This is a genomic window from Posidoniimonas corsicana, assembly GCF_007859765.1.
Taxonomy (GTDB): domain Bacteria; phylum Planctomycetota; class Planctomycetia; order Pirellulales; family Lacipirellulaceae; genus Posidoniimonas; species Posidoniimonas corsicana.
Genome location: NZ_SIHJ01000001.1, coordinates 1202282 through 1217576 on the forward strand (window position 1 = coordinate 1202282; position 15295 = coordinate 1217576).

General features: G+C 66.2%; 11 protein-coding genes. All 11 read right to left on the minus strand.

The features are described 5' to 3' along the window. Position 1: 1 nt before the first annotated feature. The 11 genes from KOR34_RS04545 to fabG all read right to left on the minus strand — a co-directional run bounded on the left by KOR34_RS04545 (position 2) and on the right by fabG (position 15270). Entirely contained in the window at positions 2–2191 is a 2190-nt protein-coding gene (locus KOR34_RS04545; RefSeq protein WP_146562596.1) for a tetratricopeptide repeat protein, read from the minus strand. 10 nt (positions 2192–2201) lie between these two features. After that, positions 2202–3176: a hypothetical protein gene (locus KOR34_RS26420; RefSeq protein WP_197531144.1), complete on the minus strand. Its 975-nt coding sequence runs from the start codon at positions 3174–3176 to the stop codon at positions 2202–2204. 21 nt (positions 3177–3197) lie between these two features. Then, positions 3198–3548: a 30S ribosome-binding factor RbfA gene (gene rbfA / locus KOR34_RS04555; RefSeq protein WP_390620771.1), complete on the minus strand. Its 351-nt coding sequence runs from the start codon at positions 3546–3548 to the stop codon at positions 3198–3200. 140 nt (positions 3549–3688) lie between these two features. Further along, a complete protein-coding gene (gene infB, locus KOR34_RS04560; protein ID WP_146562600.1) occupies positions 3689–6505 on the minus strand; it encodes a translation initiation factor IF-2 in 2817 nt (938 codons plus the stop codon). Positions 6506–6781: 276 nt separating this feature from the next. Next, positions 6782–8188 (minus strand): transcription termination factor NusA, encoded by a 1407-nt coding sequence (nusA, locus tag KOR34_RS04565; RefSeq protein WP_146562601.1) that lies wholly within the window; start codon positions 8186–8188, stop codon positions 6782–6784. 243 nt (positions 8189–8431) lie between these two features. Next, complete coding sequence (locus KOR34_RS04570) at positions 8432–9751, minus strand: beta-ketoacyl-[acyl-carrier-protein] synthase family protein (RefSeq protein WP_146562603.1); 1320 nt, start codon at positions 9749–9751, stop codon at positions 8432–8434. A 73-nt stretch (positions 9752–9824) separates the two neighbouring features. Beyond that, positions 9825–11129: a hypothetical protein gene (locus tag KOR34_RS04575; RefSeq protein WP_146562604.1), complete on the minus strand. Its 1305-nt coding sequence runs from the start codon at positions 11127–11129 to the stop codon at positions 9825–9827. Positions 11130–11223: 94 nt separating this feature from the next. Continuing rightward, positions 11224–12405, minus strand: coding sequence for a hypothetical protein (locus tag KOR34_RS04580; protein WP_146562606.1), 1182 nt, complete (start codon positions 12403–12405; stop codon positions 11224–11226). A gap of 127 nt (positions 12406–12532) precedes the next feature. Then, entirely contained in the window at positions 12533–13768 is a 1236-nt protein-coding gene (gene fabF, locus KOR34_RS04585) for a beta-ketoacyl-ACP synthase II (RefSeq protein WP_146562608.1), read from the minus strand. Positions 13769–13954: 186 nt separating this feature from the next. Continuing rightward, the gene (locus KOR34_RS04590) at positions 13955–14194 is read right to left on the minus strand and encodes an acyl carrier protein (RefSeq protein WP_146562610.1); all 240 of its coding nucleotides are present in this window, start codon (positions 14192–14194) and stop codon (positions 13955–13957) included. A 287-nt stretch (positions 14195–14481) separates the two neighbouring features. Continuing rightward, complete coding sequence (gene fabG / locus KOR34_RS04595; RefSeq protein WP_146562612.1) at positions 14482–15270, minus strand: 3-oxoacyl-[acyl-carrier-protein] reductase; 789 nt, start codon at positions 15268–15270, stop codon at positions 14482–14484. Between the last annotated feature and the right edge of the window lie 25 nt (positions 15271–15295).

The following is a 15295-nucleotide window of genomic DNA, read 5'->3' on the forward strand; positions in this document are numbered from 1 at the left end:
ACTACTCGGCGTCGCTGGGCGCCGGCTGCTGCCTCTCGGGCTGGAGCGAGTCGATCCTGCCAAGAATGGCTTCGCGCAGCTCTTTGCGTTCGGGTTGCTCGGCCAGCGCTTGGATGGCTCGCCGCCACTCTCGACGTGCGGCGTCGGCCTCGCCCGAGGCGGCGAGCGTCTGGCCTAAGTGATCGAGTATCTCGGCGTCCGGGGTCGCGGTCAACGCGACCGCCCTGCGGAGGGTGGTGGTCGCTTCATCGTGGCGCCCCAGTCGAAACTGGGCCCAGCCGTAGCTGTCCAAGTAGGCCGGGTTTTCGGGCTCCGCATCGACCGCCGACTGCGCCATCCGCAGAGACCGTTCGGGGTGGAGCCCGCGGTCCGCCCATAGGTAGGCAAGGTCGTTGCTAGCGCCAGGGTCGCCGGGGAACTCATCGAGCACAAGTTGCAGCTGCTCAATAGCCGCGTCGGTCTTGCCGAGTTTCAGCAGCAAATAGGAGTAGCTCAAGCGTGCCTCGCGGAGGGGCTGCCGCGCAGAGTCGTCGACCTCGTCGTCGAATTTACCAAGGAGGTCCGCGTACTGCTCTACCGCCTGCTCCTCACGCCCGGCGGCCTGCAGCACGCGGGCGATCTGGGCCGCAAAGTCGGGAGAGTCTGGGGCCAGTTCCGCCGCCTTGCGTGCGGCATTCACCGCGTCATCCGGGTTTGATTGCCAGGGCAGGGCGGCACTCAGGTAGTACCATGCAGCAGGGTCATCCTGTTCGAGGCTTCCGTTATTGAGTCCGTCGCGGATGAGCCCCGCCGCCAGCGAACCCTCGTCCGCTAGAATCAGGCCGATGGCGAAGTCCAGCGTCAGCGGGCCGGCGTTCTGGTCAACCGCTCCGATTCCCTTTCGGAAGAGCTCAACCGCTAGCTCGTGCCGACCTGAAATCGCAGCAAGACGCGCCGCCGGAAGCAGCCGCTCGGCAGCGGCCGGTTCGGCGTTAAGCAGAACTTGCAGGCGGGTCGCGATCTGACTCGCGAACGCATCGCTGCGCATGGCGCTCTTGAGGGCGTCGGCGTGGTCCGCAAGCGATGGGTCAACCTGCCCGAGCTGCTCGATCAATGGCAGGATGCGGTTGGCGTCGTCAGCCTCTGTGTAGTATTTGATAAGCCAGTTGGCGGACTCGTTGAAGGTCTCCTCGTCGATGGGCGCCTCGGATCCGACCGCCGCGTCGACCAATCGGCGCAGCAGCGACGCGGCATCATCCGGGCACCCCGAATCAGATCGCTGCACCGCGTCGGCCCGTAGGGCGTATAGGCTGTCGGGACGCTCCTCCCTAATTCTTTGGAGCTCTACCGGCCACCGCCCGCGGTCATTCAACTGCGTAAGGGTGGCGCGTAGCAGGCTGTACGGATCGGCGCCGTACGGATCGCCCGGCTGCTGGAAGTACTCGCGTAGCTGTGAGTAGGCCTCAAGGGGCTGAGACTTCGCCAAAGCCAGTTTCGCGAGCCAGAACTGCACCCCCGGTTCGGCGTCAATTCCGTCGGCGATCTGCGCGAATGCCTGGCCGGCAAGTCCTAGCTTACCCGCCTCGAGGTGGCATTGGCCGAAGGTCTCGTAGACCTGCGCCAGCGAGCCTCCCAGCGCCGACGTGAGACGACGCGCCGCGTCCGACTCGGGTGAATCCAACAGCTCCTGCTGCACGATCGCCAGGCTCCGCGAAGCGTCTTCGTACTGCCCGAGCTGCTGGTATAGACGGCCCAGCTCAATCCTGATCATCGCCTTCTCGAACGAAGCGTCGCGTTCGGGCGCTCTGTCTAGCCAGCGTTCGTAGAGGATCGCCGCCTGCCGCCATTGCTGCGACTCAGCTGCAAACAGGGCGAGCCGGCGGAGCATCTCCGGAGCAACGCCGCCCGCTTGGGATTGGATCACCGCGTAGCGGATGGCCTCGTCGCCGTGGCCCAGGCTGACAGCCAGTGGGATGACCTCGTCCAACAGCTGGGTCTGCGTTGGGTCCCACCGCCAGGAGCGCTGATACGCCCGCAGGGCGCCGGCCAGGTCCGACTGGGCGTAGAGCGTCTTGCCAAGGGCGTAGCTGGCCGCTGCCTGTGCGCGGTCCTGCTCGCCCTCGGTCAGTGGCCGTTCATCGGCGGCTGACGCCAGCAGCGGGGCCACGGCGATCGCGCAGAGCAGCGTGTTGAAGGACGGTCTCGAAGCCACGGCGGGGACGCTACTTTGGTTTGCGCTTGGCGGCAGACTTCTTCTTGGTCTTGGCGGGGCTCGCCTTCTTTACAGGCGACTTCTTCGCGACCTTCTTCTTGGCGACTTTCTTGACGGCCTTCTTCGCGACCTTCTTCTTCACCGCCTTCTTGGGCGCGGGCGACTTGGCCGCGTCCGCCTTTGCTGGGGCAGACTTCTTGGGGGCGACCTTCTTCTTGGTCGCGGCGTCCGACGACGACGCCCTCTTCGCGACGGCCGACTTCTTGGCGGCGGCCCCCTGCTTTGGCTTGGCCTCGGGCTTCGGCGGACGTTTGGGCAGGCGATCCTTGCAACCTGGGTCGAGGGCCAGCAAGACCTTGCGGGCGTTTTGCCCGTACGGGTTCTTGCCGACCTCCACACCAAGCTGGTGCAACATTGAACCGACCTCGACGCCCTTCGCCTTGGGGATAGCGCGTTCGAGTCCGGGCGCCGAACCCGCCTTGGCCTCGGCGGGAGTGGTGATGTCGAGAGTCACGAAGGCCGTGAACAACCCCTCGTTGACCGGGATCGAGTGGCCGCCGAGCGACGCCTGCGTAACGTATGAGATTACGAACGGCGTGACGCCCTTGTAGGACTGAAACTGCTTGACCGTCTGACCCAGGTTCTGCTTCTTCAGCGGCTCCAGGTCGAACGTGTACAGTCCCTCGAAGACGCTCTGGAGCGTGCGTTTGAGCCGGTCGGCGGCCGCGTCGGGGTCGTTGAGCATCTTCAGCTCTTCGGCCAGCTCGCGGCGCGTGCTCACACGCACCTCGTTCCAATCAAAGTAGTTTGATTGGAGCCCCTCGAATGCGGCCTCGGCCTCGGCGTGCGGCGAGCCCTCGAGCAGGCAGGCGAACACCAGGTTCTCTAGCAGCGTCCGCTCGTTGGAGCAGGCGACGGGCTTGTAGTGCTTCTTGAGGCTCGAAACGAGCTTGGTGATGCGGTTAGCGCGGTTGGATGCGGCCATTTAAGCAAAAAGCGTGGGCTGTCAGTCGTCTGGTTGCGTGGTTGATTCGTCGCTGTCCGGATCGTTACCGGGCTGTTCTGGGCGGTCCTCGAGAACCTCGTTGAGCAGTTTCGTCATGGCGATGGAGTTCTTCACGCCCATGTCGAGCTCAAACTTCAGCTGTGGCGTGTAGCGGGTGTCGATCCGCTGCGAGATCTTGCTCTGCAAGAAGCCGGCTGAGCTTTGCAAACCGTGCAGGCAGAGCTTGCCCTTGGCGTCGTCGCCCATGACAGACACGTGCACCTTGGCCTGCCGCATGTCCGGCGAAACCTCAACGTAGGTCACGGTGACGTCCGACACCCGTGGGTCGCGGATCTCGGTGAGGATCGCCATGCTCACAACTTCGCGGATGGCTTCAGCGGCTTTGAGTACGCGTCTTGAGGTCATTGAGGCAGCCCAGAACTATCAGCGAGGAACTATCGGGCGCGGCGACGCGCACGCGTCCCGGCCGGTCGACTTGCGGCGGCGCCGCGTCAGTCGTCGAAGCTCCTGGCGATCTCCTCCACCTTGTAGAACTCAAGCAGGTCGGCCTCTTTGATGTCGTTGAAGCCGGCCAGTTTGATGCCGCACTCGTAGCCCTCCCGCACCTCCTTGGCGTCGTCCTTCTCCCGCTTGAGCGTGTCGATGGGGTAGTCGCCGATGATCGTGCTGTCGCGGATTACGCGGGCCCGGGCGTTGCGTTCGACAACGCCCTGGATCACGCGGCAGCCGGCGACCGCGCCGATACGGCTGATCTTGAACACCTGCTGGATGAGGGCCCGGCCAAGCGAGACTTCCATCTTCTCCGGACGGAGCATGCCCTCCATCGCGGCCCGCAGCTCGTCGGTGATCTTGTAGATGATGTCGTAACGGCGGACCTGGACGCCCGACTGTTCGGCGAGCGAGCGGGCGGACTCCTCTGGGACGACGTTGAACGCGATGATGATGGCGTCTGACGCGTCGGCCAGATGGATGTCCGCAGCGGTGACGCCGCCGACGCTGGCCTGCAAGATCCGCAGACGCACCTCTGGGTGCTCAAGCTTCGCCAGCTCTTTCTGGATCGCCTCGATCGAGCCGCGGACGTCGGCCCGCAGGATGAGGTTGAGCGTCTGCACCTCCTCGACGCCGTCGAGACGGTCGAAGAGGGTCTCGAGCGTGACGTGCTGGTAGCCCGTGGCGCCGAGGAACTCCGAGCGGGTTTGGTGCGCCCGGGTCTCGGCGATCTCGCGTGCCTGGGAGATGTCGTCCAGCACGTAGAAGCGTTCGCCAGCGGGCGGAGCGATGTCGAAGCCAGCCAGGTTGACCGGAACAGTGGGGCCGGCCTCTTCGAGCCGCCGGCTCTTGTCCAGAGTATCGGTCATGGACCGCACACGGCCGTAGGCGTCGCCGCAGACGACGATGTCGCCCACGCGGAGGGTGCCGGTCTCGACGATGACCTTCGACAGGACGCCTTGGTCCGCGTCCTGGGTCGCCTCGAGGCAGACGCCGATCGCCGCGCGATTGGGGTTGGCCTTGTACTCGTGCAGCTCGGCGACGGTAAGGATGGTGTCGAGGAGCTCGTCCATGCCCTCGCCGGTAGCGGCGCTGGTCTTCACGACCTCCACATCGCCGCCCCACTCGCTGGGCTGCAGCCCGTTCTGGCTCAGGCCGGTCATCGCCTTCATCGGGTCGGCGCCGGGCAGGTCCATCTTATTGAGCGCGACGATGATCGGAACCTCGGCGGCGCGGGCGTGGCTGATCGCCTCCTCGGTCTGTGGCATAACGCCGTCGTCGGCGGCGACCACGATGACCGCGATATCGGTCACGTTGGCGCCGCGGGCCCGCATGGCGGTGAACGCCTCGTGGCCCGGCGTGTCAACGAACGAGATCGGCTTGCCGTCCTTGTCGATCTGGTAGGCGCGGATGTGCTGGGTGATGCCGCCGCTCTCTCCACTCGCGACATCGATCCCGATCATCTTGTCGAGCAGAGACGTCTTGCCGTGGTCGACGTGCCCCAAGAAGGTGATTACCGGTGGACGGTCCACCAGGTCGCCCTCGGGATCTTCCATCTCGTCGAGCCGGCGGAGGACCTTGTCCTCCAGGGTCTCGGGCTGCAGGAAGTCGACGTCCAGGCCGAGTTCGGCCGCCACGAACTCCGTCAGGTCCGGGTCCATGGGCGTGTTGATGGTGGCCATCACACCCTCTTCCATGAGGATCCGCTGGATGTCCCGAGCGGGCACGCCGGCCGACTCGGAAAGGTCCCTCACGGTGCACGGCAGCTGGACCTCGATGCGACCCTTCCGCGGCGCGGCGGTGTTGACGCCCGAGCGACGGCTGCGGCGGACACGCCGCCCGAGTCCGGGGCGCTGGCGGCGTGAGCCGCCTCGGTCGCGGTTGAGCTGGCGCGCCTCGCGGCCACCCAGCATCGGACGGCCCGACTTGCGGCGGCCGTCATCGTCAACCATCTCCTTTGACTTGCCACCGCCGGCCCGCTCGCGGATCTGCTCGGCCTCCAGCGTGCGTTCGGCGCGACGCAGGTGCTGAGCGAGAGGCTTGCTGCCCAGCTTGTTGGCGCCGAGCACCTCCGTCGGCAGCGTCATGACCGGCTTCTGAGCCTTGGTCTCTTCCTTCGGCTTCTCGACCTTTTTCGGCTGGGTCTTGGCGGGCACCGCGGCCAGGCGGACCGCTGGGCGGGCCTTCGCCTCGGCCGGCTTCTTGGCGCCGCCCTTGCGCTGGTCGGATCCGGCGCCCACTACCGGCATTTTCCCGGTGCCGGCGTTCGCCGGGCCGATGTAATCCTCTTTGCGCACCATGCGGGCCAGCGGGCCCGGCTTGGCGAGCTTCTCGCGGTGCTCGGCCGCGGCGGCTTCGGCCTCCTGGCTAGCGGCTTCCTGCTGCTCGACGACAGCGTCGTCTTGGACCTCGGCGGCGGGCTGCTCAACCTGCGGGGCGTCGACCGGGGACTCCTGCTCGGCGATGGCCTCGGCGGCCTCCGGCACTTCGTTGACAGCCGGCTCATCGTCGAGCGGCGCGGCTTCGCCGCGTCGCGAGCTGAGCCGCGGACCCGTGGCCTTGGGCGTCACGATGACCTTCATCCGGTCGTCGCCGCGTTTCTCGGGCGGACGCATCGGGGGCGGCGGAGCCGACTTCCCCTTGGCGGCGGGCGCTTCTTTGGCGCCGCTCATGAATTGCTTGACCTTCGACACCTCGTCGTCGGTAAGGCTCGCCAGGGCAGATCCTTTGCCCGGCACTCCGGCGCGGGTGCAGATATCGACCAGCTCTTTGCTGTCGACGTTTAGCTCTTTGGCCAGTGAGTAGATACGAACCGCCAAACTAGTGTTCTCCGTTGAACTCGACGTGCGTCTGGCGTTCGTTCACGTTTGCTCGCCGAATCACCCCGGTGGGTGGTTCCGGCAAGTTCTCGCTAGTACCTATCACGAAACCATGACGCGCGCCTCCGCTTGGGTAACGCCCGGTCCGCCGGACGCTGGTAGTGTGCCCGCCCACTCCCGTGAGCGACCGCCAAGCCCTTTATCATCGCCGTTCGGCGTCGCTGTTAAAAGGGGGGCAGCGTGCCGGGGACGGGGATTAGCGCAAATTTAGCGCCTCTAGCCCTCGGCCGGCGCCTCTTTTGGCTCCTCCGAGGCATCTTCTGCTGCTTCGGGGGCCGGTTGTTCTGCTTCTTCGGGCGGCGCGTCGGCCGGCTCGTCACCAGCGGCGTCCTGCTCGCCTTCGGCCGCTGAGACGCCATCCTCTGAGTCGCCCGCCTCGGCCGCAGCGGCTTCCTCCGCCGCCTGCTGCTGGGCAAGCTGCTCGGCCTGCCGTTCCTCCTCGTGTTTCTTGCGACGTGCCGCAGCCGCGGCGGCCTCGGCCTCTTCGGCGCGGGCCTCGGCCTGCTCCACGATCTTGTCGACCTGCTCCTCGGTCAGTCCGCCCATCTGCATCAGATCGTCCGGCTCGATGATGGAAAGGTCGTCGTAGCTGAGGAAGCCCTCTTCAACCAGCTTCTCGGCCAGCTCGAAGGTGACCCCCTCGATGCCACTGAAGCCCTCAACGGCGCGGTCGATCGACTCGGCGAGTTCCTCCTGGGTCATGATCTCGATGTCCCAGCCGGACAGCTTGCTCGCCAGGCGTACGTTCTGCCCCCGGCGGCCGATCGCCAGCGACAGGTTGTCTTCACGCACGAGCACGATGGCGCGGCCCAGGATCCGGCACAGGATCACCTGGTCGACCTCCGCCGGCTGCAGGGCGTTCGGGATCAGCACCTCGAGGTCATCATCCCAGCGGACGATGTCGATCCGTTCGCCAGAGAGTTCGTCTACGATGTTCTTAATTCGGTTGCCGCGGACGCCTACGCAGGCTCCGACGCAGTCGACGCGGGCGTCGCTGCTGCTGACCGCCACCTTGGAACGGTAGCCGGGCTCGCGGGCCATCGCTCTGATCTCGATGACGCTGTCGGAGATCTCTGGAATCTCCTGCTCAAACAGCCTTTGCACCAACTGCGGCGCGCGGCGGCTCAGGATCACCTTGACCCGGCTGCCGGCCTTTCGGACTTCGTAGACGGTGCAGCGGACGCGTTCGTTGGCGTGGTGGGTCTCACCGGGGATCTGCTCGCTGCGTGGCAGGATCGCCTCGACGTTGCCGAGCGAAACCGTCGCCGCGGCGCCCTCGTAGCGTTGCACAACGCCGCTCACCATGTGACCAATGAGCTCTTCGTACTCGTCGTAGAGCGCGTCGCGTTCCGCCTCGCGGATCTTCTGGATCATCACCTGCTTGGCGGTCTGAGCGCCAATGCGGCCGACGACCTCCTCGGAGTCGAGGGTCTCGCCCTCGCAGACGGCGGTGACCGAGCCGTCCTCCTGATTGATCTTGACGTCAATCTCGGCTTCTTCGCCGTGGTATTTCTTCAGAGCAGAAACCAGGGCCGCCTCGATGCCCTCGAAGACGATCTCTTTGTCGATGTTTTTGTCGCGGTGGATGGCATCGACGATCCGCAGGATTTCGCTGGCGTTCATGGCTTCGTGCTCCTTCGCGGCGAATGTCGCCCGCCGCCGGGCAAATCGGGTTGTCGGGTTGTACCAGCGGACCCCTCAGCTCCCACACCGCGGTCCGCATCGCCCCCATTGACGCAAAAAGCCGGCTTTCGCCGGCTGTCAGGAGCCGCCCGGTAGAGGGGCCCCGAACGAGGTCAGTGAGTTACTAGCAGACTAGCCCTGATGCCTAGACGTGTCAACCGCCGCTGGCGTCGCGGGTCTGGCTCAGTCCGCGGCAACCGCAACAACCGTCGCAGCCTGCCCCTGGGGGGTCACGCTGTTGGCTAACACACTCGCACCGGCCGGCTGCCCGTCTTCGCGGACGGCCTGAACGGGACACTCGGGGTCGGGGGTCTGGTAGTTGAGAACGCGCGGCAACGTTCCGCTCCGCAGCGCGAGCACACCGCCGACGAGCTCGACCACGCCACCCGCGGCGCCCAGGTTTCCAAAGTAACTCTTCAGCGCGGTGACGGGCACTCTGGCCGCGTCGGCTCCGAAGACGGTAGAGATCGCCCGGGCCTCGGCCGCGTCACCGTCGGTGGTCCCGAGTGCGTTCGCGCTAACGTGCCCCACTCCACCTGCCTGCAGGTCGGCGTCCTTAAGCGCGGCCCGCATCGAGTTGGTCAGTGCGGCCTGGGTGTCGCCGCTGAGCTGGGTGTCGGCCACCTGACTGGCGCCGAAGCCGGTGACCTCGGCGTAGATCTTAGCGCCCCGCGCTTCGGCCGCCTCGAGCGACTCGAGTACGATGGTCGCGGCGCCCTCGCCGGCGACCATCCCTTGCCGGGACTTGTCAAACGGTCGACACGCCTTGGCTGGGTCGCCATCGGCGGGCGCCAGCTGCTCGAGTTGCATCGAGTGAATCGCCTGCATCGGCATCAGTCGGGTGCCGGTCGCACCGGCGACCATGCGGCTGGCGACGCCGCGTGAAATGATGCGGTAGGCCTCGCCAACCGCCATGAGGCCAGCCGCCTCCCGCATGGTGAGCGAGTTGTTTGGCCCTCTGAGGTCGTTGAAGATCGCGATGTGGCTTGCCGGCATGTTGGGCAGGTAACGCAGCATCCAGAGAGGCTCGATCTCGGCAAGCCCCTCGTCGCCCCAGCGGCCGTAGTTGAACCGGTGGTCCTCGGCGCACTTCTCGACAGCCCGCACGTAGTCTTCGGGCATGGTCAGCATGTAGTCGCTGCCCAGGACAACCCCCGTACGCTCGGGGTCGCAGTCCGATTCCCCCAGGCCCGCATCGGCAAGCGACAGCTGGGCCGCAGCGACCGCCATTTGCGTCTCGCGGCACATCATCTTGATGGCTTTGCGGATCGACTTCTTCAGCTTCCCATCTAGGTCACCGAAGTCGCCGATCGCGCCCGTAAACCCCTTTGCCTCGGCGGCGATCTTCATCGGCCCCGCCTGCTCAGGAACAAGCGTCGACGGGCCAATGGCGCTGCGGCCAGAAGACAGGGCGTCCCACAGCTCGTCGGGCGTGCATCCGGATGGGCTGATCAGGCCGATGCCCGTGATCACCACACGGCTGGCGGGGGGGAGAGTGCTCATAGTCTACGCAGCTTACCAAATCGCCGGGGTCGGCATAATCCGGGGAGGGTCAATCAGTATAGCGCTCGGCGGATTAGTATCTACCGGTAAAACCGCTGGTGGCGCGTTGTGCCGTGGCGGGCGCGGCGCCCGGGCTCGAGCTCGGCGTGGCGGTCCCCTTCGCCTCAACGAACAGCAGCCCGTCGGCCCGAGGCGGTGCATTAACGCCGGGGATCATGTTCAGCAGTTGGTTGCCCTTGTCGGGCGTGGGCGGAGCGATCACGCCCAGGCTCAGCAGCAGGACGTGGTCGGCGGGCCAGCGGAACCGCTCGTGGATCGTCGCCGAAGTCAGCTGCGGAACCTCGATCTCCATCCGCTGCGGGCCGGCCATCTGGGTTGGGATGTCGAGCCGGACCTGCTGCATCTTTTCCACTTGATTGACGCGGATCTTAAGGATCGCGTCCGCGGTGGCGCCGTCGAACGAGAGCAGCGGAGCGAATTCAAGGCTAGCGCCCTCTTCAAGAGCCCCGGTCTCCGGCTGGAAGCCGGGCCAAGTATTTTGGGTCCGCACGATGCCCTTGATGTACTGGCGGGGCCGCATCGTCGACATGACCGACGAACGCCCATTCAGGACCAACTGCCCCGAAGCACTGTGCTCCCGGTAGTCGGCCCTTCGGACGAGGTCCGCCATGAGCAACGCGGCATTCTCCTTGGGCAGGATCCAGCCCTGCATGCCCGGGGACTGGACCGGGATGGCGGTCATCAGCGGCATAGCGTTCGCCCGCCAGTTGGGGTTGCGCACGGTTGCGATCCGCAGCGCGAACGCCTTGGACTCGTGCTGCGTGTTCACGAACCGGTCGACGATGTCCGCGACAATTGCCTGCGTCTCAGGTGTGTGGTAGACGCGGAGCGACTCGCGGGTGGCGCTGAGGATCCCCAGCGGCTCGGAATGCCAAGTCTCGTAGCCGGTTTCTCGCAGCACCCAGTCGACGATGGTCTGCTCGGGGTGCGGCGTGTTGGCGGCCCGCAGCGTGTAGGGGCGGATGTCGTACTCACGCATCACCTGACCGTGGTCGTTGGGTAGCGTCGCGGCCCCCTTGGTCACGCGGGCCCGGCTGGCGGAGGCGCCGCCCAATGGCGTCATGCCGCCGGTCGTAGCGCCTGCCGCCGGTGGCGTGGCGCCGGGAAGCGGCGTGATGCTGTTGTCTGGCGCCGGCGACCCAGCTGGCAGCGCGCCGGGCTGGTTGTAGCGGGCATCCCCGGCTGCGGGCGGAGGACCGCCTGCGGCAGCGCCGTACCGGGAGTCGGCCGCCGGCGCCGACCAGTCCTGCTGCTGGGCGACCGCTACTGGCGCCAGGGCAAGTGTGCAGAGGAGGGCGGCGAGTCGAAAGCTACGCATTGGGGGTACTCCCGTCGATCGGGCGGACGCTTCCACCGGGGGCGGTGCGAGCCGTGATCGACCCGCTGGGGGGCGGATAGTACGCGCATCGGCGTCAACGCCGCAAGACGGATGCTCGCCGGACGCCCGGGCCGAGCGCGAAAGCCGCTAGCGGGACCAGCGTCAGGAGCGAGGACGGGGCAGGCGCCGCAGAATAGGCAGCCGCCTCCGCCCCGCTCGCGGGGTAGGCCTGACGCCAAACGAGATAGTCCGCTTGGGAGTAGGCTCCGCCCAGGCCGTCGCGCCAAACCGTGTAGTCCGCGGCGTTCACGGCGCCGTCACGGTTGAAGTCTCCGGCGATTCCCTCCGGAACCACGACGCTCCATCCCAGGTCCGCCAGCCCGGCGGCGTCCAGCGCGGTAAGCTCCTTCCTCACCGGCCCGTTGAAACTAGGGTCAAACAGGGCCTCCTGCGGGACTACCGATCCCAGGATGGTGGAGGTTACCCCCTCGGCCCAGTGGCCGGCGGCCGGGTTGAGCGGTACCGGCCCGCCATACTCATTTACCGCGGCCGCTCCGATGAACCGGTTCGCCCCGTCCACCAACCCTTCGGACTGCAGGGTTGCGCTGCCGAATCCAAGCGCGTGGCCAAGCTCGTGGAGGGCCACCGAGTAGAGGTCCGTCTCACCCGCCCCCGGCAGTGAGCCGACGTCGCGATTCCAGGTGGTGCTGCCGTCGTTGTCGAATGAGATCGTCCCACCCCAATGGGCAAACCCAGACGACTGGCCGCGGGTCTCATAGTCGGCGACAAAGGCTTCGTAGATCTGCTCGACCTGCGTCACGTCACTCTGAGTGAACAGACGGTAGTCGTAGCTGGATCCGCCCACGCCAGCGCTGGCGATCTGGGAGCCGGCAAGCGCCGCCCCGCCTACAAACACGACGTACTCGTCTTGGGCGAAATCGTAGGAGGCGAGGCTGACCGCTCGGCTGGCGTCGGTCGGGTGGTTCGGGTCGGCGAACTGCAGGTAGAAGTTCGCCGTGCCGCCCCCGACGCCGAAGAACCGGGCTGGCACCGACACCGGCGAAAGCTGATCCTCAAGGATCGCGCTATAGTAGTCAGCCGCCGCCTCAACCGCAGTGCGGGCCTGCTGGCCCTGGGAGGTCGATGCGCTGAAGAAGCCGGATCCATCCTGGCTGTAGTCGATACGCAGGTTGACCGCTGTGCTCGGCACGGGAGCGGCGCCGATCGCGGCAGCCAGCAATAGCAGTAGCGGGCCTGCCGGCCTGGGCCAGGTCATTGGGGCGAGCCGTCCTGTTCCAATAGGGCGGGCGCCTGCCGCCCGCCGCCAAGCTTGAAGCTAGGCACGGGCGCGCAACGACGCAAGCTTTCGCCCCGAAACACGGCAAGCCGCACAGCACGTGCCGTTAGAGCTTCGCGGCGATAATCGATCCGTTGTGGCCGCCGAATCCGAAGCTATTGCTGAGGGCCACGCGCATCTCCCGCTGCTGCGGCTCGTTGGCCGTGTAGTTGAGGTCGCAGTCGGGGTCAGGATTCTGCAGATTGATGGTGGGCGGGCAGACGCCGTCCAGCAAACCCTTGATGCTGAGAATGAGCTCCACGCCGCCGCTCGCGCCCAGCAAGTGGCCCAGCTCGCTCTTCGTGCTCGAGACGTTCAGCTTGTAGGCGTGATCGCCGAACACCGACTTGATGCCGCGGGTCTCGGCCTTATCGCCCAGTGGCGTGCTGGTCCCGTGGGCGTTGATGTAGTCGACATCCTCTGCGTTCAGCTTGGCGTCCCGCATGGCGCAGGTCATCGCCCACGCGCCCCCCGATCCGTTCGGGTCGGGCTGCGTGATGTGCCCGCCATCGCCGCTAGCGCCGTAGCCAACAATCTCCGCAACGATCGGCGCATTGCGCGCCTTGGCGTGCTCGTACTCCTCGAAGACCAGCACGCCGGCGCCCTCTGCCAAGACGAACCCGTCCCGCTCCAGGTCGAACGGGCGGCTGGCGCCCTGTGGGTCGTGCCCGCGTTCGGAGAGCGCCTTCATGTTGGCGAACCCGGCGAGGCCCATCTCGGTGCAGGCCGCCTCGCTGCCGCCCGTGATGACAACGTCGGCGTCGTCGTACTGGATGGCGCGGAAGGCGTCTCCCATGGCGTTGGTGGCGCTGGCGCAGGCGGTCGCAACCGCCACGTTGACGCCCTTCAGGCCGTAGTGGATTGACACGTGGCCCGAGGCCGCGTTGACCATCAGCTTCGGGATGGTAAACGCAGAAACCTTGTCCGGCCCCTTAAGGATCAGCCGGGTCTGTTGGGCCTCGATCTCGGTCAGGCCGCCGACTCCTGAACCGATGATTACGCCGCACCGGCGCAGATCCTCATTCGCGAAGTCGAGCCCCGACTCGTTCACTGCGTCCACCGCCGCCACATGGGCGAACTGGGTGAACCGGTCGATGCGCTTAGCCTCCTTCGCCGAGATGTACGCCGAAGGGTCCCAGTCGTAGATGTCGCCGCCGAACTTGACCTTGTGGCGTGTTGTGTCAAACGCCTTGAGCTCGTGGATGCCACTCTTGCCGGCCAGGATGTTGGCCCAGAGCTCGTCAACCTTGCAGCCCAGGACGCTCACCACGCCCATGCCGGTTACAACCACACGCCGTTTCATAGCAGTCGCCCGCTGTCTAGTGTCGGAGGAAAGTCGCGTTCGAGGGCCGACGCGTCCGCGGACGCACAGAGCCCAAAAAAAAGGGCGCCGGGCTGCGAGGCCCAGCGCCGTTGCACGCGCCGGCGTTACCCGGAACCGGCGGCAGGCGTCCTCTGACAGACGCCGGCCGCCCCGCCGTCGGCGGGGCTAGCTCCCCGAGTTGGCCTCGATGAATTCCACCGCCTGGCCAACGGTCTGGATCTTCTCCGCGGCGTCGTCGGGGATATTGATGTCGAACTCTTCCTCCAGCTCCATCACGAGTTCGACCGTGTCGAGCGAGTCGGCGCCGAGGTCGTTCACGAACGATGTGTCCGCGGTGATCTTTTCTTTGTCGACACCGAGCTGCTCAGCCACGATGTCCGTGACGCGTTCCAATACCGAGGCCACTACAGTTCTCCTTGAATCCGCTTGCGGTACGCTTCTAATCGGGCCGTCTGCCGTGGCGATTGGGCGGGGCTTAGCGGAAGGCCCTGCCGCCCACTACCAGGAGCGACTAGCGACGCCCCCGGCCGAGGTCCGGGAATCAGTTGGTAGGGTGTTTTGCCTGCAGACTCCGCGTGGAGGTTGACCTCTCAAAATAGAGGAGTTCCACAAGCGAGGTCAAGGTATAGCCGTTTGGGTTGGGGCTGTCTAGGTCGACCCGCGAAGCGGGGCAGCGGGCGGTTTTGGAGGGGTTAACCGGTCATCCCGCCGTCGATTGTGATCACCTGTCCGGTGATGTACGCGGCCGAGTCGCTCGCCAGGAACAGCGCCGCGTCCGCCACCTCTTCGGGCTCACCGAGCCGCTGAAGGGGGATGCGCTGCTTCACCACGTCGTGGAAGGCGTCACCGCCCGCCTCGGCCAGGATGTCGGTCATGTCAGAGCGAATGAAGCCGGGGCAGATCGCGTTGACGGTGATCGGGCGCCGCTTGCTGCCGAGTTCCTTCGCGACCGTTTGGGTGAATCCGATCACGCCCGCCTTCGACGCCGAATAGTTCGCCTGCCCCGGGTTGCCCATCAGGCCCGAGATGCTGGAGATGTTGATGATGCGTCCGCGCTTGGCGCGGACCATCACCTGCGCCACGGCGCGGGTGAACAGGAAGACCGACCGCAGGTTGGACGAGATGACGTCCCCCCAGTCGTCGTCGGACATGCGGAGCAGCAGGGTGTCGCGGGTGATGCCGGCGTTGTTGACCAGGATGTCAATCCCGCCCCACTTTTCCGATACGGCGTCGACGGTCTGCTGCACCTGGGCTGAGTCGCAGACGTCGCACTGGTGGACGCTCGCCTCGCCGCCCGCATCGCGGATCGCCTGGGCGACCTCTTCCAGCTTCTCGACGTTCCTGGCGACGCAAGCCACCGTTGCGCCGGCGCGGCCCAGCCGCAGCGCGATCGCACGGCCGATGCCGCGTGATGCGCCGGTCACCAATGCGGTGCGTCCTGTGAGGTCGGATGTTACCTGTGCTTTACTCGGTTCAGCCATCGCGGCTCCTAGCAGAAACTTCAGC